General features: G+C 61.7%; 17 protein-coding genes. 9 read left to right on the forward strand and 8 right to left on the reverse strand.

Annotation, left to right across the window (positions count from 1 at the left end; all coding sequences use genetic code 11):
- Nucleotides 1-42: 42 nt before the first annotated feature.
- Together ACXZ1M_RS17675 and ACXZ1M_RS17680 are read right to left on the reverse strand one after the other, a co-directional pair.
- Nucleotides 43-696, reverse strand: a complete 654-nt coding sequence (locus ACXZ1M_RS17675) for a hypothetical protein (RefSeq protein ID WP_459048954.1) — start codon at nt 694-696, stop codon at nt 43-45.
- Nucleotides 693-1718, reverse strand: a complete 1026-nt coding sequence (locus tag ACXZ1M_RS17680; RefSeq protein WP_459048955.1) for an NADP-dependent oxidoreductase — start codon at nt 1716-1718, stop codon at nt 693-695. Before ACXZ1M_RS17680 ends, ACXZ1M_RS17675 begins: the two co-directional genes overlap by 4 nt.
- A gap of 75 nt (nt 1719-1793) precedes the next feature.
- On the opposite strand from ACXZ1M_RS17680, the gene ACXZ1M_RS17685 reads away from it, so the two are divergent.
- Nucleotides 1794-2702, forward strand: a complete 909-nt coding sequence (locus ACXZ1M_RS17685; RefSeq protein ID WP_459048956.1) for a LysR family transcriptional regulator — start codon at nt 1794-1796, stop codon at nt 2700-2702.
- Between the two features lie 115 nt (nt 2703-2817).
- On the forward strand, nt 2818-4356 hold the full coding sequence (locus ACXZ1M_RS17690; RefSeq protein WP_459048957.1) for a methyl-accepting chemotaxis protein: 1539 nt from the start codon (nt 2818-2820) through the stop codon (nt 4354-4356).
- 95 nt (nt 4357-4451) lie between these two features.
- On the opposite strand, the gene ACXZ1M_RS17695 is transcribed toward ACXZ1M_RS17690, so the two are convergent.
- The 4 genes from ACXZ1M_RS17695 to ACXZ1M_RS17710 all read right to left on the reverse strand — a co-directional run bounded on the left by ACXZ1M_RS17695 (nt 4452) and on the right by ACXZ1M_RS17710 (nt 11086).
- Entirely contained in the window at nt 4452-8036 is a 3585-nt protein-coding gene (locus tag ACXZ1M_RS17695) for a M1 family aminopeptidase (RefSeq protein WP_459048958.1), read from the reverse strand.
- 9 nt (nt 8037-8045) lie between these two features.
- Nucleotides 8046-8939, reverse strand: a complete 894-nt coding sequence (locus ACXZ1M_RS17700) for an ABC transporter ATP-binding protein (protein WP_459048959.1) — start codon at nt 8937-8939, stop codon at nt 8046-8048.
- 167 nt (nt 8940-9106) lie between these two features.
- Nucleotides 9107-10303, reverse strand: coding sequence for an ABC transporter permease (locus tag ACXZ1M_RS17705; RefSeq protein ID WP_459048960.1), 1197 nt, complete (start codon nt 10301-10303; stop codon nt 9107-9109).
- Between the two features lie 3 nt (nt 10304-10306).
- Nucleotides 10307-11086: an ABC transporter ATP-binding protein gene (locus ACXZ1M_RS17710; RefSeq protein WP_459048961.1), complete on the reverse strand. Its 780-nt coding sequence runs from the start codon at nt 11084-11086 to the stop codon at nt 10307-10309.
- 123 nt (nt 11087-11209) lie between these two features.
- Between ACXZ1M_RS17710 and ACXZ1M_RS17715 the strand changes: the two genes are divergently transcribed.
- Together ACXZ1M_RS17715 and coq7 are read left to right on the forward strand one after the other, a co-directional pair.
- Complete coding sequence (locus ACXZ1M_RS17715) at nt 11210-11644, forward strand: hypothetical protein (protein WP_459048962.1); 435 nt, start codon at nt 11210-11212, stop codon at nt 11642-11644.
- A 50-nt stretch (nt 11645-11694) separates the two neighbouring features.
- Nucleotides 11695-12339, forward strand: coding sequence for a 2-polyprenyl-3-methyl-6-methoxy-1,4-benzoquinone monooxygenase (coq7, locus tag ACXZ1M_RS17720; RefSeq protein WP_459048963.1), 645 nt, complete (start codon nt 11695-11697; stop codon nt 12337-12339).
- Here the strand turns inward: coq7 and ACXZ1M_RS17725 are convergent.
- Nucleotides 12336-12758 carry an OsmC family protein gene (locus ACXZ1M_RS17725; RefSeq protein WP_459048964.1) on the reverse strand — a complete coding sequence of 141 codons (423 nt, stop codon included), beginning with the start codon at nt 12756-12758 and terminating at the stop codon, nt 12336-12338. The two genes, coq7 and ACXZ1M_RS17725, sit on opposite strands and share 4 nt — an antisense overlap.
- A gap of 222 nt (nt 12759-12980) precedes the next feature.
- Between ACXZ1M_RS17725 and rplM the strand changes: the two genes are divergently transcribed.
- The 5 genes from rplM to ACXZ1M_RS17750 all read left to right on the forward strand — a co-directional run bounded on the left by rplM (nt 12981) and on the right by ACXZ1M_RS17750 (nt 16410).
- Nucleotides 12981-13409, forward strand: coding sequence for a 50S ribosomal protein L13 (gene rplM / locus ACXZ1M_RS17730; RefSeq protein ID WP_056157909.1), 429 nt, complete (start codon nt 12981-12983; stop codon nt 13407-13409).
- Nucleotides 13410-13418: 9 nt separating this feature from the next.
- The gene (gene rpsI / locus ACXZ1M_RS17735) at nt 13419-13811 is read left to right on the forward strand and encodes a 30S ribosomal protein S9 (RefSeq protein ID WP_092279325.1); all 393 of its coding nucleotides are present in this window, start codon (nt 13419-13421) and stop codon (nt 13809-13811) included.
- A gap of 162 nt (nt 13812-13973) precedes the next feature.
- Complete coding sequence (gene argC / locus ACXZ1M_RS17740; protein ID WP_459048965.1) at nt 13974-15011, forward strand: N-acetyl-gamma-glutamyl-phosphate reductase; 1038 nt, start codon at nt 13974-13976, stop codon at nt 15009-15011.
- An 85-nt stretch (nt 15012-15096) separates the two neighbouring features.
- A complete protein-coding gene (erpA, locus tag ACXZ1M_RS17745) occupies nt 15097-15447 on the forward strand; it encodes an iron-sulfur cluster insertion protein ErpA (RefSeq protein WP_110847420.1) in 351 nt (116 codons plus the stop codon).
- 105 nt (nt 15448-15552) lie between these two features.
- Nucleotides 15553-16410 carry a DUF4351 domain-containing protein gene (locus ACXZ1M_RS17750; RefSeq protein WP_459048966.1) on the forward strand — a complete coding sequence of 286 codons (858 nt, stop codon included), beginning with the start codon at nt 15553-15555 and terminating at the stop codon, nt 16408-16410.
- Nucleotides 16411-16439: 29 nt separating this feature from the next.
- On the opposite strand, the gene ACXZ1M_RS17755 is transcribed toward ACXZ1M_RS17750, so the two are convergent.
- Nucleotides 16440-17549, reverse strand: coding sequence for an FAD-dependent oxidoreductase (locus ACXZ1M_RS17755; RefSeq protein WP_459048967.1), 1110 nt, complete (start codon nt 17547-17549; stop codon nt 16440-16442).
- Nucleotides 17550-17614: the final 65 nt, after the last annotated feature.

The raw sequence follows: 17614 nt of genomic DNA on the forward strand, positions 1-17614 counted from the left end.
ATCATTTAGTTGTCAAAAAATATGGTGTTTGCCTATATATCGCTATTTCAAGTCGTCGGTATAGAAGTAGATGGTGCCGTTGATGGAGTCGGGCTTGGTGTGGAGGGCGGTGGCCAGTTCGGCGGGGCTGGGCTGGCGCAGGGCTTGTTTGATGACAGTGATGGGATCGGTCGATGCGCCGGGGACCGTGCGGTAGGCGAGGATGTGATCGTAGTCTGGGCGGCTGTCGATTTGTTTCACCAGATAGCGGTGCCGGCCGCTGCCGATTTGTGCGTACGTCGCGGTGCCGCTGGTGCTGGTGTTCGGCGAGAGTTTGCGGAACATGAGCACTTTGTCGACCACGATAGTGGAAGCTGCGTACTGCGTCTTGCCGCCTTGCTCGAAATGGCCCAGCACCAGATCTGCCTTGAACTGCTTGAGTGGCGACGCAGCTTGTGGCGCCAGGCGCGAGAGTTCGAACTTTTCCGGCGCGATGGTCCACAAGGCGGTCTTACCGTCGAGGCGCTGGCGCAGTGCGGCGTCGGTCGCCGCATCGGCCACGTGCACCTGAAGGATCACCTGATAGTCGTGCGGTGCATGGAACATCGGCAGGTGCGATGCGTACAAGCCATCCTTGCCGCCGAACAGCGCCATGCCATGTTCGCCGTAGGTGACGTCGGTGGCACCCAGCGCCAGGGCTGCGATCAGGCCTATCATGCGCGCACCAGCAGTTTGCCGCGATGGTCGCCGGTGAACAGCGAATTCAGCGCGGAGGGCAGTTGCTCGAAGCCGTCGATCACGGTTTCTTCAAACACGATCTCGCCCGCCTTCGCCCACGGCGCGACGATGCGGATCATCTCGTCCATGCGATGCAGATAGTCGCGCGCCAGCATGCCCTGGATGGTGGCGCGCTGGTACAGCATGTGGTGCAGCAGGCGCGGCCCCAGTTCCGGCGTCTCCAGGCCGCCGCTGTATTGGCTGATCTGGCCGCAAATCACGATACGCGCGCGGCGGTTGATCAAGGGAATAACGGCGTCGGTCACCATGCCGCCGACGTTGTCGAAGTAGACGTCCACGCCGCCGGTCAGGCGTTTGATTTCCGCGCTCAAGGCATCGGCGCTGTCGAAGGCCTTGTAGTCGATGGCCCAATCGGCGTGCAGCGTGTCGCGCAGCCAGTCGCATTTGGCCGCGCCGCCGGCGATGCCGAGCACGCGCGCGCCATGGCGCTTGGCGAACTGCACGACCAGCGATCCCACCGCGCCGGCCGCGCCGGACACCACCACCACCTCACCCGCGTGCGGCTTGCCCGATTCCGTCAGGCCGAACCACGCGGTGCGGCCCGGCATGCCGAGCACCCCCAGCGCAGTGGTGACCGGCGCCAGGTCGGGATCGATGCGTTTCAAGGCGCTGGCGTGCACGCGTGCATGGGTCTGCCAGCCGGTGTAGCTTTGCACCCAGTCGCCTTCGGCAAAGCCGGCCGCGTTCGAGGCCAGCACCTGCGCCACCACCGCGCCTTGCTGCACGGTGTCGAGCGGATGCGGATCGGCATCGTAGGTCGGCTTGCTCGACTGGCCGATGCGCATGTAGGGATCGACGCTGAAATAGCGCGCGGCGATCAGCACTTCGCCGTCGCTCAGCGTGGTGTCGAGTGCCTGCTCGAACAATTCGTAATGGTCGGTCGTGATCTGGCCCGTCGGCTGGCGGCGGTAGATCCATTGTTTTTGTGGGATGGTCTTCATGGTCGGGAATGGTATGATGCCGGTCGTATCTAGTAAAGCAACTTAAATTCACTTTTTGTATCCCGTCAGGACATCATGAACCTCAGCGACTTGCGCATCTTCGTCAGCGCCGCGCGCCGCCCCTCGCTGGGTGCGGCGGCGCAGGAGATGCATTTGACACCGTCGGCGGTGTCCAAGGCGCTGCGGCGGCTTGAGGACGTGCTGGGCAAGCCGCTGTTCGACCGCAGCAGCAAGCAGCTGGTGCTCAACGACAGCGGCCAGTTGCTGCTGAGCCGCGCCCAGACCCTGCTGGCGCTGGCCGACCAGGCCAAGGCCGACCTGATGGGCGAGCAGGCCGCCATCGACAGCCGCATCGGCGGCCCGGCGATCCTGCTGTGGCGGCACGGCGGGATGCTGTCGCAGACGCTGCAGGCCTATCCCGAGGCCAGCCTGCGCATGCAGGCCATGTTCGAGGACGAGGCGCTGGCGGCGCTGGCGCGCGGCGACATCAACGCCGCCATCGTCACCGGCGATGTGATCGACGGCCGGGGCGAGCACTGGAGCGAGGAGTGGCAAGTCACGCCGCTGGGCAGCGTCACGCTGCACCTGATGGCCGGCAAGCAGCATCCGCTGGTCCAGGCGCGCAAGCTGACGGTGAACACGGCCGAAGTGCTGCAGCACGACTTCGCCTGCCCATCGCGCTCGCTGTTCTGCGGCGCGCAGCGCGGCGCCCATTCCGACGGCTGGCGCGACGACCAGCTGCCGCGCAAGATCCGCTACTGGACCGACGACCTGCAACTGCTACTGACGCTGGTGAAAGCAGGGCAGGCGCTGGCCTATCTGCCGGACTTCGCGCTGGCCGATACCGAGCTGCGCCGAATCGAAGTCGCCGACTGCGCCTTCGAGTGCGTGGAACAGGTGGCGCTGGTCTGGAACCGGGCGCAGGCGAGCACTTGGCAGTGCCAACTGGCGGCGGCTTTGGCGGCCGGCATGAGCATCAAATAATTTACTGTGATAAACTTATAGTTCTTTAGGGTAATGTAATTTCATCTATCCGAATCGCAGTTTCAATAGTGGTAACACTTCTTTAATTCCAGCTGCCTTCGCGGGCACACTCAACATGAAAAATTTGACTATCGGCACGCGCCTTGCGGCGGGCTTTGGCTTGGTATTGGCGTTGATGATCCTGATGACCGTCATCGGCATCGGTCACATGAGCACGGTGGCCACGGCCACGCGCGACATGATGCAGCAACCGCTGGCAAAGGAACGCATGATTTCGGACTGGTATCGCCTGATCCACACCAGCGTGCGCCGTACTTCGGCCATTTCCAAGAGTTCGGACCCGTCGCTGGGACCGTTCTTTGCCGAAGAGACGGCGTCCTCCACGGCCGAAGTCAACGGCTTGCAGAAGAAGGTCGAGCCGCTGCTGGAAAGCGATGAGGAAAAAGCCCTGTTCAAGGGTATGATGGAAAACCGCAAACGCTATCTGTCCTCGCGCGACGCCATCGTCGCGTTGAAAAAGGAAGGCAAGTTCGAAGAAGCGGCGCAGGTGCTGGACCAGCGCTTCACGCCGGACGGCAAGGCTTACCTGACCTCGCTGAGCAGCCTGCTGGACCTGCAGCGCAAGAGCATAGACGCCAACGCCGAGCGCATTGAAACCCTATACGAAAGCAATCGCAGCTTCATGGTGGGCTTGGGCCTGATGGTGCTGACGCTGGGCGTGGTGTGCGCATGGCGCCTGACGCGCGGCATCACCGTGCCGCTGAACCAGGCGGTGGAGATCGCCGTGGCCGTGGCGCGCAAAGACCTGACCTCGCATATCGAAGTCACCAGCAAGGATGAAACCGGTCGCCTGCTGCAAGCCTTGCAGACCATGAACGACGGCCTGATCGGCATCGTCACCGAAGTGCGCAACGGCACCGAAAGCATCTCGACCGCATCGAGCCAGATCGCGGCGGGCAACCTGGACCTGTCGGGCCGTACCGAAGAGCAGGCTTCCAGCCTGGAGGAAACCGCCTCGTCGATGGAGGAGCTGACCTCCACCGTCAAGCAGAACGCCGACAATGCGCGCCAGGCCAACCAGCTGGCGGTGAAAGCGTCGGAAGTCGCGCAGCGCGGCGGCGGCGTGGTGTCGGAAGTGGTGAGCACCATGGAAGCGATCACGGGCTCGTCGCGCAAGATTGCCGACATCATCAGCGTGATCGACGGCATCGCCTTCCAGACCAATATTCTGGCGCTGAACGCTGCGGTGGAAGCGGCGCGTGCGGGCGAGCAGGGCCGTGGTTTCGCGGTGGTGGCGTCGGAGGTGCGCAACCTGGCGCAGCGCAGCGCGGCGGCGGCCAAGGAAATCAAGACGCTGATCGACGACTCGCTGGAGAAGGTCAACGCCGGCAGCACGTTGGTGACGCAGGCCGGCAGCACCATGAGCGAAGTCGTGATCAGCATCCAACGCGTGACAGACATCGTGGGCGAAATCACCACGGCCTCGCTGGAGCAGAGCAGCGGCATCGAGCAGGTGAACCAGGCCATCGGCCAGATGGACCAGGTCACGCAGCAAAACGCCGCGCTGGTGGAAGAAGCGGCCGCAGCCGCGTCGTCGCTGCACGATCAGGCCGACACGCTGACCGCCATCGTCTCGGTCTTCAAGCTCCGCTAACAATCCGGGGTCAGGTCCTCCATTGCTACACGGGCTCTGCCGTAGCAGTCGCTACGGCAGAGCCCGTGTAGCAATGGAGGACCTGACCCCGGATTTTATTGCGCCTGCAGCTCGACGTTGATCAGGTTGTCGTCGGGCTTGCGGTCGATGAGTTTGTTGTCCGGATCGATGCCCGCTTTCGCCGGACGGCCGTTGATGATGACCGTGTAGCGGTTTTCTTTTTGCTCGATCAGCTTGCGCTCGCGGAACAGGCTGTTGCCTTCCTTGTCGTCGATGCCGATGTCGATCCAGTCTTTTAACGGCGCATCCTTTTCCTCGCCTTGCTCGCCGGCCCGCACCTTGGCGGCGCTGACCGCGAAGCTGACTTCGTAGCGGCCGTCGTTGAGCTTGCGCGCCGTCGCCGAGATGGCGTGGTTTTCGTACAGTACGATGTGGTTGAACAGGTCGTCGATCAGGTAAGCCTGGTCTGCCGGCGTGACCTTGCGCAGCGCGTCCACCAACACCGTCACGCTCGGATACGGCCCCGACTTGCGGCCGTACTGGTTCAGGATTTCCTTCAGCGCGGCGTTGACCTTGTCCTCGCCCAGCATGTCCTGCAGCTGGTACATCGCCAGGCTGCCCTTGCGGTACTGGATGTAGTTCTGGTTTTCATTGTCGGCCAGCGGCAGTTCCTTCTTGCGCTCCAGCGCGCGGCCCATCAGGTACTGGTCCAGGTCGTAGTGCAGGAAGCGCCGCATCTTGTTGGGACCGAAGCTTTTCTTCATCACCATCAGCGCCGAGTATTCGGCCAGCGTTTCGCTCAGCACCGTGCCGCCGCGCGTATTGCCGCCCACCAGCTGGTGGCCCCACCACTGGTGCGCCACTTCGTGCGCCGTGATGTAGAACGGGTAGTCGATGTCCTTCGGATTCTTGTCGTTGACCTTGGCGATGAAGCCCACCGATTCCGAATACGGAATGGTGTTCGGATACGATTGCGCAAACTGCGCGTAGCGCGGGAATTCGACGATCCGCACCAGCTTGTGCTGGTACGGCCCGAAGTTCTTGGTGTAGTAGTCCAGCGATTCCTTGATGCCCTTGTTCATGCGATCGAGGTTGTATTCGTGGCCCGGATGGTAGTACAGCTCGATGCCGACGTCCTGCCACCAGTCGCGCTTGACCAGGTAGCGCGCCGACTGGAAAGCGTACATGTTCAGCATCGGCTGGTCCACCTTGTAGTGGAAGTAGCGGCGGCCCTTGCTGACCCAGTCCTTGACCAGCATGCCCGGCGCGATCGCGGTCTGGTCGGCGCTGGTGCCGACGGTGGCGTCGAAGGTGATCCAGTCGGCGTCGTTGCCGGTGATGTTGTTGGCCAGGCCGGCCGGGTCGTCGCGCGGCAGCATGCGTTCGCGCGCCACCAACTGGTGTTTCTTGCGGTCGCGTGCGTCGCTCAGTTCCCAGTCCTGCTGGTAGCCGATGTGCGGCATCACGCCGTTGTTGAAGAAGGTGCCGTTGCCGACCACCGGCGTGTCGCGTCCCAGCCCCAGGATGCCTTGCGGCGTGTAGCTGATGTCAAACTCCATCGCCAGCTGCGCGCCCGGCGCCAGCGGCTGCGCCAGCTTGTAGCTGTAGAAGCCGAGCTCGCCGTCCTGCACGCCGTTGCGCACCGCCTGGCTGAAGCGCACCTTGAATTGCGCGACGTTGTTGTCCTGCGAGACGATGATGTCGCTGACCGGCAGCGTGCTCTTGTTTTGCAGCAGGTAGCGGCCCTTGACCATCAGCGCGCGCTGGTCCGGCATGATCTCGACGTTCATCTTGACGTCGGTGATGCGCGGCTGCGGCAGCACGGCGTATTGCTTGTACTTGCGCTCGTAGTCGGCCTTTTCCGATTCCTTGTGGTAGGCCGACTTGAAGCAGTTCGCCACGTATTGGTTGTAGAACAGCACGCCGCCGGTGGAGGCGAAGATCAGCACACCCACCGCGATGGTGGTCAGCACCGGCATGGTCAGCGCGTGGCGCGCCAGTTGCAGGCGCTGGCGCCAGTCGTCGTTGGTGCCGCGCGCCCAGAACAGCAGCGACAGCACGATCAGCAGCAGCGCCGCGCCGCCCCAGTAGGCTTCATACCAGCGCTCGCGCACCAGGAAGTGGCCGTAGCCGTTCATGGCCGAATAAGTGATGGACGGCAGGTTACCGTAGATGAGCATGGGGTTGTCGATGCCGATGCTCTCGGCCGTGATGCTGATGATGTAGTACACGATCATCGCGAAGTAAGCGATGTAGCGCTGGTTGATCAGCACCTGCAGCGTGATCGCCAGCACCGCCGTCAGCGCATAGCCCGGCATCTGCACCAGGAACAGGTGGTGCAGGTAGAGCCCCGGTTCGAGCAGGAAGTAGCCCTGGAAGATCTGCACCGCCATGCCGGTCAGCATGATGACCACCATCAGCAGCACTTGCAGTCCAATCAGCGCGAACAGCTTGGCCAGCAACGGCAGCCAGCTCGGCACCGGCAGCGCGTCGAGCATCTGGTTCATGCGCGCTTCGCGCTCACGCCAGATCAGTTCGCCCGCGTAGAAGGTGGTGATCACCATCATGAACAGCGCAAAGGTGCTGCTGACCACTTCCAGCACCTGGTAGGTGACCGGATAGGTGTTGGTGCCGTACAGCGAGCCGAGGTCGAGCGAGGCGGCGCCCATCATCAGCACGCCGGCCAGCACGATCACCAGGAAGTAGATGTTCTTGGTGGTCTCGCGCAGGTTCAGCCAGCTGGATTTGAGCAGCAGCCAGCCCAGGCTGCGCGCCTGGAAGTCCGGCTTCTCTTGCGTGTTGGTCGAGGTGTGCGACAGGTGTTGCGGAATCTCGCCTTCGCCGGTGCTGGTGCGCTTGCCGTGGCCGCTGTCGGCGGTGGCGATGAAGTGGAAGCGCCAGTAGCCGACCATCAGGCCGGCCAGCGCCGCCGAGGCCCAGATCACGCGGTTCAGCAGGTACACGCCTTCGGGCAGGAACATGCGGCTGTTGCGCTCGATGATGGGCCAGTATTCGGTCAGGCGGATCACGGCGGTGGTGCCGAACGGGTCGATCAGGGCGGCGAAATTTTTGTAGTCGAGGTCGCGCGCCAGGCCCGGCGCCACCATGTAGCCGATCAGCATCACCACGCTGGAGATGTAGACCGGCAGCATGCGCCGCGTCAGCGCGGCCAGGATGAAGAACACGGCGCCGAAGATGAAGATGTTGGGCAGGATGACGATCAGGTAGGGAATCAGGTAGGCCATCACGCCCGCGTGCGCCAGCCGCTCGGGATCGATGCCGGGGACGAAGCTGCCCAGCCATGCGCCCAGCAGGATGCTGGTGAAGATCACCGCCAGCGTCAGGTAGGCGCCGAGGAAGCGGCCGAACATGTACTGGTGCTTCTTGATCGGCGCGCTGAAGAAGAAGTGCTGCATGTCGTACTCGAAGTCCTGCTGCACCGAGCGCCCCATCATGGCGGCGATTACGATCACGCCGATCGAGCCGAGGAAGCTGGTGGTGAACATGAGCGAGCGCGGCGAGTCGATCAACTGGCTGCCGAAGGTGACCGAGGCGCCTTTGAAGAAGCCGCCGGCGGCGGCCATCCACAGCACGGTCAGGGCCAGGAAGCCGAAGAAGTACACCCAGGTCGACAGCAGCTTGAGGCGCTGGCGCGCTTCAAAGAGGGCGATGGCTAACATGATGCGCCCTTAATCGCAGGTGTTCGCGGCGCGATGGCGGCCGGCGATGGTGGCGAAATAGACATCTTCGAGATCGCCGATGGCTTCCTCGAAGCCGTCGCCGGGATCGGTGTCGCTGTAGACGTGGATCAGCGTGCGGCCCGACAGCAGGCGCGACGAGATCACCGGATGGCGCAGCTGGAACGATTGCAGGTCGCGCTTGTCGATGAAGCGGGCCCAGATCTTGTCGCTCACTTCGTGGATCAGTTCCTGGGTCGGCCCGCACAGCAGCAAATGGCCCTTGTTGATGATGGCCATGTTGGCGCACAGGTCGGCCACGTCGGAGACGATGTGGGTGGACAGGATCACGGTCTTGTCCTCGCCGATGTCGGACAGCAGGTTGTGGAAGCGCACGCGCTCCTGCGGGTCGAGGCCGGCGGTCGGCTCGTCGACGATGATCAGCTTGGGATCGCCGAGCAGCGCCTGGGCGATGCCGAAGCGCTGGCGCATGCCGCCCGAGAAACCGCCCAGGCGCTGGTGGCGCACCTCGAACAGATTGGTTTGCTGCAACAGGCCGTCGACCACCTCGCGGCGGCGGTGGCGGTTGCTCAGGCCTTTCAACACGGCAAAGTGGTCGAGCAGTTCGTAAGCGGTCACCTTCGGATAGACGCCGAAATCCTGCGGCAGGTAGCCGAGCAGGCGTCGCAGCTCATCTTTTTCGTCCAGCACGTCCAGGTCGCCGAAGAAGACCGAGCCGGAATCGCATTCCTGCAAGGTGGCGAGGGTGCGCATCAGCGTCGATTTGCCGGCGCCGTTCGGGCCGAGCAAGCCGAACATCCCGGTGGGGATTGTGAGCGAAATATTGTCCAGCGCCACGACACCGTTGCCGTAAGTCTTGGACAAGTTGCTGATGCTTAATTCCATGCTAACTCCTGATTCTGTACGACCACACACTTTTCACATGATGGCATTGTATTGAATTTGATCCACACCAGGGGCGCCATTGCGACGGGCGGCAAAATGACGCGCCAGAGTGCAAAAATGGCGGAACAGGCCGCCGGCACTCAGCCGTGGTTGAATAGACAACTTAATCAATTCCTGAACAAAACCTGCTCGCGGTTGAACCACCAGCGGCACACCAGCAACAGCAGGCCGGCGGTTAGCGTGGTGGACAGTAATATCACTGAAAACATGCGATAGTCCATCGTGCCTTTGACCAGTTCCTTCATCGCCAGCGAAACGTTGGTGAGCGGCACCATGGCCCATTTCCAGTTCAGCTCCACGCCCGGCAGCAGCGCGGCCAAGGTCGGCAGGATGGTGACGATCATCAACGGCGAGATCAGGCCGGCCGCCTCCTTGTAGCTTTTTGCGTAGACCGAGATCGACAGCAGGATGGCGGCGAAGATGGCGGCGGTCGGCACCAACATCAGCGCCACCATGGCCAGGTCCAGCAGGCCGATGGCGCGCACCATCTGCACCATGTCGCCGCCGATGGCGGGCCCGAAGAAATGCAGCAGCACGCCGACGCTGACGATCATCAACAGCGCCGAGGTCAGGCCGACCGTGAACAGCATCAGGAACTTGGCCAGCACGATGGCGCTGCGCGACACCGGCGCCAGCAGCAGGGTTTCCAGCGTGCCGCGTTCCTTCTCGCCGGCGCCGGTGTCGATGGCCGGATACATGGCCGCCATCAGGCACACCATCAGCAAGATATAGGGCAGCATGCCGCCGATCACCGCGCCCATCTGTTCGCGCTTGTCGGCGGTGGAGTGGTCTTCCAGCGCGATCGGATCGAGCGCGAACGCCAGCTGCTGCTTGCTCAGCTTCAGGGCCGAAAGGGCATGTTCGCGGCGCTCGCTGTTCTCGCTGCCGATCACCGACATCACGCGCTTGCGGGTCAGGTCGATGGCGGCGGCGCTGTTGTAGTGCAGCTGGATCACGCCTTGGCGCTGAGCGCCCAGCTGCTCGTTGAGGCCGGCCGGAATCACCAGCGCGAACTTGATGCGGTCGGCGGCGATGGCGCTGCGGATGTCATCCGGGCTGGCCAGCGCGATGGCCTTGAAGCCTTTTTCCCTGGCGAAGCGCGCGGCCAGCTGCGGCGCGTGTTCCTGGCCGAAGATGGCGTAGGCCATGTCGGCCGTGCTGGCCTGTTTGAACATGCTGGACGACAGAAAACCGAAGCCGGCGAAAATCAGCGGCATGGCGAATACCGGGATGAACACGGTGAAGAAAAAGGTGCGGCGGTCGCGCGCCAGTTCCAGCAATTCCTTGAAGTAGATGGTCCACATGGCTCAGGCGTCCCGGTTGATGACGCCGACGAAGGCGTCGTACAGATCGGCGCTGCCGCCGAGGTGGCGCAGTTCGTCCACCGTGCCGTGGAAGGCGGTTCGGCCGTGGTTGATGATGCAGACGCGGTCGCATAGTTTCTCCACCTCGTGCAGGTGGTGGGTGGAGAAGATCAGCGGCACGCGCAGCGCCTTGTAGCTGGCGATGAAGTCCAGCAAAATCTTGGCCGCCATCACATCGAGGCCGGTGGTGGGCTCGTCGAGAATCACGATCTGCGGTTCGTGCACCACGGTGCGGGCGATGGCGCATTTCTGCTTCATGCCGGTCGACAGCTGGTCGGCGCGCTTGTTACCGAACTCTTGCATTTGCAACAGTTCGAACAATTCGTCGCAACGGCGCTTCAGGTGTGCCGGGCTCATGCCGTGCAGGCGGCCGAAGTATTCGATGTTTTCGCGCGCCGTCAGGCGGCCGTACAGGCCGGTCGAGCCGGATAAAAAGCCGATGTGCTGGCGCGCGGCCAGGGGATTTTCCAGCAGGTCGATGCCGCTGGCGTTGATGCTGCCGGCGTCGGGGGCGAGGGCGGTCGAGAGCAGGCGCAGGGTGGTGGTCTTGCCGGCGCCGTTGGGGCCGAGCAGACCCAGCACCTCGCCGGGCGCGCAGCGGAAACTGACGTCGCGCACCGCGTGGAACCAGCCGTCGTGGTCGCGCGGATCGCGCTTGGAGGTGGCTTTGGCGCCGCGCGTGGGCAGCCGAAAGCGTTTGGCCAGGCTCCTTACCTCGATCATTGTGCTTGCCTTAAATTTAAATGTTTCAAGAGTAGCATGTGAAAATTCTTGCACGCAAGCTACTAGATGGTGAAGCTCTGGTGATAATCTTGCTATAGTCGCACAAGGGAGGCTGGCGAAAAGATGAATCCGCAACTCAAGGAAAAAATACTGTTCGTGATGCAGAGCGGCGTCGACCGCGACGAGGCCACCGGTTTCTTCCGCGTGGCGCTGGGACTGTATTACCTGGCGGGCCTGATGACCAAGGAAACCCTCGACTTCACGCAGCTGGACCGCGAGTTCAACCGCTTCATCTATCACTCGATCGGCAAGGGCCACAGCATCACCAGCATCCTGCAGTACATGAGCGGCGAGAAGGTGGTGAAAGTGGTGGAGTCGAAGCGCTTCCTGAAAGCCTTCGGCGAATGCTGCACCGAGGTGCCACTGGAAAACATCCCCTTCCTGCTGGGCCTGAACCTGGGCGTGGCGAAAGACATCTCCAAGATCGACGTGCGCGGCCCGGTGGCCGACTACATCGAGCGCCAGCGCCAGTTGCGCGAAGCGGCCGACGCCCCTTGATGGATGGTCCCTTATAATGGGACTTTCCATTTGAACACACGGGTTTGCTCATGGCCGCACATCATCACCACAACCCCCTGGACCGCTTCATCGCCGGCGCCGACAAGGCGCTGCGCGTGGTCACAGGCGTCGCCTCGGCCTCGCGACCGAGCCCTGCGGTCCATGCGCCGGATGCGGAGATGAGTGAGGAAGAATGCCGCCACGCGGCCGGGCTGATGCGCGTGAACCACGTCGGCGAAGTGTGCGCGCAAGCGCTGTACAACGCCCAGGCGCGCTTTGCCCGCACCGAAGCGATTCGCGAACAGTTCGAGCATTCGAGCCGGGAAGAGGAAGATCACCTGGCGTGGACCGCGCAGCGCTTGGGCGAGCTGAACTCGCACATCAGCGTGCTGAATCCCTTGTTCTACGCCGGTGCGTATGCGCTGGGCACGGTGGCCGCCGTGCTGGGCGACGCGCGCAGCCTGGGCTTTGTGGTGGAAACGGAGCGCCAGGTGGAAGCGCACCTGGAAAGCCATCTGGACCGCCTGCCGCCGCAGGACGCCAAATCGCGCGCCATCGTCGACCAGATGCGCATCGACGAGATCGAACACGGCGCCGCCGCCGCCAAGCTGGGCGCGGTGCAGGTGCCGGCGCCGGTACAGCAGGTGATGTCGGCCATGGGCAAAGTCATGACCAGCACCGCCTACTACATTTAAGCTTCGACGATTTCGAAGGAGTGGGTGATTTCGGCGGTCTTGCCCAGCATGATGGAGGCCGAGCAGTATTTGTCGTGCGACAGGGTGATCGCGCGTTCCACCGCTTCCGGCTTCAGGCCCTTGCCGGTGACGACGAAGTGGAAGTTGATCTTGGTGAAGACCTTCGGTTCGGTCTCAGCGCGCTCGGCCTTGAGTGTGCATTCGCAGCCACGGATGTCGGCCCGGCCTTTTTTCAGGATCAGCACCACGTCATAGGCGGTGCAGCCGCCGGTGCCGAGCAGGACCATTTCCATCGGCCGCGCCGCCAGGTTGTGGCCGCCGCCCTCGGGCGCGCCGTCCATGTTGACCAGATGGCCGGAGCCGGTCTGGGCCAGGAAACTCATGCCCGACGGGCCGTTCCAGCTCACTTTGCATTCCATTGCATTCTCCGTGTAAAAAACTTTGTCCATATTGTAATGGACCGCGCAAACCCTGTGTTTTCAAGGCCCGCAAGCCAATCCGTACTTGACGCCAGCAGGCTTGACCGCTTATACTTGTCGGCTTTCCATTCGCTCAGGAAAGTAAATAAAAAGGCCGAGTCCGCTGAAACAATAGCGGAACCACCATATGAGCGGTAATTTCTATCTACAGAAAGTCATCACATGAAAACTTTTTCCGCTAAAGGACATGAAGTCCAGCGCGACTGGTTCGTGATTGACGCGACGGACAAAGTCCTCGGACGTGTTGCCAGCGAAGTGGCACTCCGACTGCGCGGCAAGCACAAACCTGAGTTCACCCCTCACGTCGATACCGGCGATTTCATCGTCATCATCAACGCAGGCAAACTGCGCGTGACCGGCACCAAAGCAACCGAGAAGACCTACTACCGTCACTCGGGCTACCCAGGTGGCATCTACGAGACCAACTTCCTGAAAATGCAACAGCGTTTCCCAGGTCGCGCTCTGGAAAAAGCCGTCAAGGGCATGCTGCCAAAAGGCCCACTGGGCTACGCAATGATCAAGAAGCTGAAAGTGTACGCCGAAGGTTCGCACCCGCACGCTGCCCAGCAACCTAAAGCACTCGAAATCTAAGGAACTGACATGATCGGTAACTACAATTACGGCACCGGCCGTCGCAAGAGTGCAGTAGCTCGTGTGTTCATCAAAGCTGGCACCGGCCAGATCATCGTAAATGGCAAGCCAGCGTCGGAATACTTCTCGCGCGAAACCGGCCTGATGGTGATTCGTCAACCTCTGGAACTGACCGGCAACGTTGAACGTTTTGACATCAAAGTCAACGTCCACGGCGGCGGCGAGTCCGGCCAGGCAGGTGCAGTTCGTCACGGCATCACCCGCGCTCTGATCGATTACGATTCGGGCCTGAAAGGTGACCTGGCACGCGCTGGCTTCGTAACCCGCGATGCACGTGAAGTTGAACGTAAAAAAGTTGGTCTGCGCAAAGCACGTCGCGCAAAACAATTCTCGAAGCGTTAATTTTTACGCTCTGGTGCGCTGCTTGCGGCGCACTGCAGAAAAAGCCGCCGGCCTTGTGTCGGGCGGCTTTTTTACTATTGGGCTGCGCTTCTTACAGACGTAATACGCCTGTAGCCGTTGCCTGATAAAATGGCACCTCACTTTAATTTTCAAGGAAGAACAATGATCAAAGTTGGCATCGTCGGCGGCACCGGATACACCGGGGTAGAACTGCTGCGTTTGTTGGCAGTCCACCCGGATGTGGAACTGACGGCAATCACCTCGCGCAAAGAGGACGGCTTGCCAGTCGCTGATATGTTCCCTTCGTTGCGCGGCCGCGTGAACATCGCTTTCTCGTCGCCGGACAAGGCCGACCTGAGCAAGTGCGACGTCGTTTTCTTCGCCACCCCGCACGGCGTGGCCATGGCGCAAGCGCCCGAGCTGCTGAAAGCCGGCGTCAAGGTCATCGACCTGGCGGCCGATTTCCGCATCAAGGACAAGGCCGTCTTTGAAAAATGGTACAAGATCGACCACACCTGCCCGGACCTGCTGGAAGAAGCAGCCTACGGCCTGGCCGAACTGAACCGCGACAACATCAAGAACGCCCGCCTGGTGGCCAATCCGGGTTGCTATCCGACCACCATGCAGCTGGGCTACTACCCGTTGCTGAAGAATGGCCTGGTTGACGCCGGCTCGCTGATCGCCGATTGCAAGTCGGGCGTGTCGGGCGCCGGCCGCAAGGCGGAAATCGGCACCCTGTTCTCGGAATCGTCGGACAACTTCAAGGCCTATGGCGTGGCCGGTCACCGCCACACGCCGGAAACCTCGGCCCAGCTGCAGAAGTTCACCGCCGACAAGGTCGGCCTGATCTTCACGCCGCACCTGGTGCCGATGATTCGCGGCATGCATTCGACCCTGTACGCGCGCCTGACCAAAGAGATCAGCAACGAAGACTTGCAGAAACTGTTCGAGGACCAATATAAGGACAGCGCCTTCGTCGACGTGATGCCGTTCGGCTCGCATCCTGAAACCCGCTCGACCCGTGGTTCGAACATGCTGCGCCTGGCGCTGCACCGTCCGGACAACGGCAACACCGTGATCGTGCTGGTGGTGCAGGACAACCTGGTCAAGGGCGCATCGGGCCAGGCCGTGCAGTGTATGAACCTGATGTTTGGCCTGGAAGAGACGACCGGCTTGACCCAAATCGCCTTGTTGCCGTAAAACCCGCTGTTTTTGCGGGGTCCGGAGCATAAATTACACCAAGGGTCTATAATGGACCCTAATTGTTTTCTCGTAGGAGTATGAAATGAATGCTGTTGCCGAAATGCCAGCACCTATCGTTTTTACCGATAGCGCTGCTGATAAGGTCGCCCAACTGATCGAAGAGGAAGGCAATCCGGACTTGAAACTGCGCGTATTCGTGCAGGGCGGCGGCTGCTCCGGCTTCCAGTATGGTTTCACCTTCGACGAAATCGTCAATGAAGACGACACCACCATGGTCAAGAACGGCGTCCAGCTGTTGATCGATTCGATGAGCTACCAGTACCTGGTCGGCGCGGAAATCGACTACAAGGATGACCTCGAAGGCGCCCAGTTCGTGATCAAGAACCCGAGCGCAACCTCGACCTGCGGCTGCGGTTCGTCGTTCTCGGTATAAGCACCTGATCTTCGCAAGAAGCGGCGGCCTACGGGCCGCCGTTTTTTTTAGGTGTCTTTGCGCCCGATCACCTGGCCGCGCAGGGCGCGATCGTAGACTGGAGGGATGTCGACACCTGTCTATCCCGCCCGTTACGATATCCCCTGGAAGGCTACGCTAGCGCATGCATTCCGCGACTTCATGTCGTTCTTTTTCAGCGAACTGTGCATCCAGATCGACTGGTCGAAACGCCCGCGCTTTCTGGATAAGGAGTTGGCGGGCATCGGTTTTGGCGCGCTCGGGCGACGCATGCTCGACTACAACTATCGTATTTTTAAAGAGTGCGAACGGCCAGTGGCCAGCCTGGCGCTGCTCGCCGATGAAGACCCGTACTGGCGTCCAAACTCTTTTCAAAGCGAAGCGCTGGGGACGGTGCTGCACTTCTCTTTCCCAATCGCGAAGTTGCTTGATTACGCCGCCCAGAGTGATGCCTTGCTTGCCTCGCACAATCCATTTGCCTGGTTGACGTTGGCGCACCTGCGAACGCAACAGGCCCGGCATGACCCGGATGAACTCTATGCGGCCAAGTGGCAGATGACGCGGCAACTGTATCAACATGGCTGGCGCAAGGAGCGCATAATTGTTTTGTTCAAGGTGATTAACTGGATGATGGCCTTACCGCGATCCCATCAGGAACGTTACTGGCAGGCCACCCTCCAATTGGACAAGGAGCATAAAATGGAATTACTTAATCCATTGGAGCAGATGTTTTTCGATAACGGTATGAAAAAAGGTTTGGAGCAAGGCTTGGAACAAGGGCGGAAGGAAGGCGCGGTAACCTTACTTGAACGCTTGCTTGAGCGTCGCTTCGGGCCGCTTTCGAAGACTGCGCGCAACAAGCTGACCAAGGCCAGTGTGGAGCAGCTGGAAATCTGGAGCGATGCGCTCCAGGAGGCACAATCCCTGAAACAAATACTTGGCTAGAAGGCCTGCCGCTCGACAGCCACTTCACGTCATTGGCTGAACATGTTCACCAGGCTGAGCGGGGATTGCTCGCCGTAGAGGATGTCGTGCAGCTCCTCCGCCTCGGCGGCGGCCTTGGCGCTGCGCGGGAATAGTTCGGTCTCATATGCCGTCAGGGCGGCTTCCGGATCATCCGGATGAGCGACGATGGCCTTGGCGAGTTCGGCGCCGTCGTACATGGCGAGGTTGGCGCCTTCGCCCGAGGGCGCCATCAGGTGCGCCGCGTCGCCCACCAATGTCACGCCCGGCACGCGCTTCCAGCGGTGTTCCTTCGGCAGGGAGTGGATGGCGCGCAGCGCCGGTGTGGTGTCGCTTTCGGTGATGAGCGCGGTCAGTGCAGGCGACCAGCCATCAAATTCTGCGACGATGCGGGCTGGATCAGCGGGATCGTTCTCCGCCAGCCATTCCTCGGACTTATTCAGCGCCACATAGGCATGCACCGTGCCGCCCGGCTCGCGGTGCGACAGAATGCCTCGTCCCGGCGCCAGCGCAAACATGGAGCCGCCGCCCGCTGCCGCCGCGCTGGCCGGCTGACGATGCTCGCAATCGTACAGCCAGGTCTCGATCAGCGCCGTGCCGACGTACTCTGGCTTGGCATCGGACAGTAGGGGACGCACGCGCGACCACGCGCCGTCCGCGCCCACCAGCAGGGTGCAGATAGTGGTCGAGCCGTCGGCAAAGTGCAGCTGATGCCTGCCGCCGCCCAGCGCAGCCACCAGCGTCAGCTTGCGGCCCCACTGCACGGCGCTTTCCGGCAGCGATTCCAGCAGGATGCGGCGCAGTTCGCCACGCTGGACTTCGGGCCGGCCGCCGCTGCCGTCGTCGGTTTGTTCGAACAGCGTATTGCCGTGCTTGTCCAGCACACGCGTGGCTTGGCCGCCGTGATGGATCAACGCGGTAAATTCCTCGAACAAGCCGGCATCCTTGAGCGCCAGTTGGCCGTTGAAATCGTGGATGTCCAGCAGGCCGCCTTGAGCGCGCGCGGCGGCCGAGGCTTCGCCTTCGTAGACGGTCGCGGCGATGCCGTGCACATGGAGAACGCGGGCCAGCATCAGCCCACCCAGCCCTGCGCCGATGATGGCAATTGAAGTATTTTTCATGATTTTTCGATAATGGAACACTGTTCCATAGGGATTTTGCGGCAAGCCGGGAGGTATGTCAAGAT

This window comes from Duganella paludis (genome assembly GCF_054461335.1).

Coding starts and splice junctions, on each gene's coding strand:
- ACXZ1M_RS17675 (WP_459048954.1), bottom strand. CDS start 696: ATGATAGGCCTGATCGCAGCCCTGGCGCTGGGTGCCACCGACGTCACC.
- ACXZ1M_RS17680 (WP_459048955.1), bottom strand. CDS start 1,718: ATGAAGACCATCCCACAAAAACAATGGATCTACCGCCGCCAGCCGACG.
- ACXZ1M_RS17685 (WP_459048956.1), top strand. CDS start 1,794: ATGAACCTCAGCGACTTGCGCATCTTCGTCAGCGCCGCGCGCCGCCCC.
- ACXZ1M_RS17690 (WP_459048957.1), top strand. CDS start 2,818: ATGAAAAATTTGACTATCGGCACGCGCCTTGCGGCGGGCTTTGGCTTG.
- ACXZ1M_RS17695 (WP_459048958.1), bottom strand. CDS start 8,036: ATGTTAGCCATCGCCCTCTTTGAAGCGCGCCAGCGCCTCAAGCTGCTG.
- ACXZ1M_RS17700 (WP_459048959.1), bottom strand. CDS start 8,939: ATGGAATTAAGCATCAGCAACTTGTCCAAGACTTACGGCAACGGTGTC.
- ACXZ1M_RS17705 (WP_459048960.1), bottom strand. CDS start 10,303: ATGTGGACCATCTACTTCAAGGAATTGCTGGAACTGGCGCGCGACCGC.
- ACXZ1M_RS17710 (WP_459048961.1), bottom strand. CDS start 11,086: ATGATCGAGGTAAGGAGCCTGGCCAAACGCTTTCGGCTGCCCACGCGC.
- ACXZ1M_RS17715 (WP_459048962.1), top strand. CDS start 11,210: ATGAATCCGCAACTCAAGGAAAAAATACTGTTCGTGATGCAGAGCGGC.
- coq7 (WP_459048963.1), top strand. CDS start 11,695: ATGGCCGCACATCATCACCACAACCCCCTGGACCGCTTCATCGCCGGC.
- ACXZ1M_RS17725 (WP_459048964.1), bottom strand. CDS start 12,758: ATGGAATGCAAAGTGAGCTGGAACGGCCCGTCGGGCATGAGTTTCCTG.
- rplM (WP_056157909.1), top strand. CDS start 12,981: ATGAAAACTTTTTCCGCTAAAGGACATGAAGTCCAGCGCGACTGGTTC.
- rpsI (WP_092279325.1), top strand. CDS start 13,419: ATGATCGGTAACTACAATTACGGCACCGGCCGTCGCAAGAGTGCAGTA.
- argC (WP_459048965.1), top strand. CDS start 13,974: ATGATCAAAGTTGGCATCGTCGGCGGCACCGGATACACCGGGGTAGAA.
- erpA (WP_110847420.1), top strand. CDS start 15,097: ATGAATGCTGTTGCCGAAATGCCAGCACCTATCGTTTTTACCGATAGC.
- ACXZ1M_RS17750 (WP_459048966.1), top strand. CDS start 15,553: ATGTCGACACCTGTCTATCCCGCCCGTTACGATATCCCCTGGAAGGCT.
- ACXZ1M_RS17755 (WP_459048967.1), bottom strand. CDS start 17,549: ATGAAAAATACTTCAATTGCCATCATCGGCGCAGGGCTGGGTGGGCTG.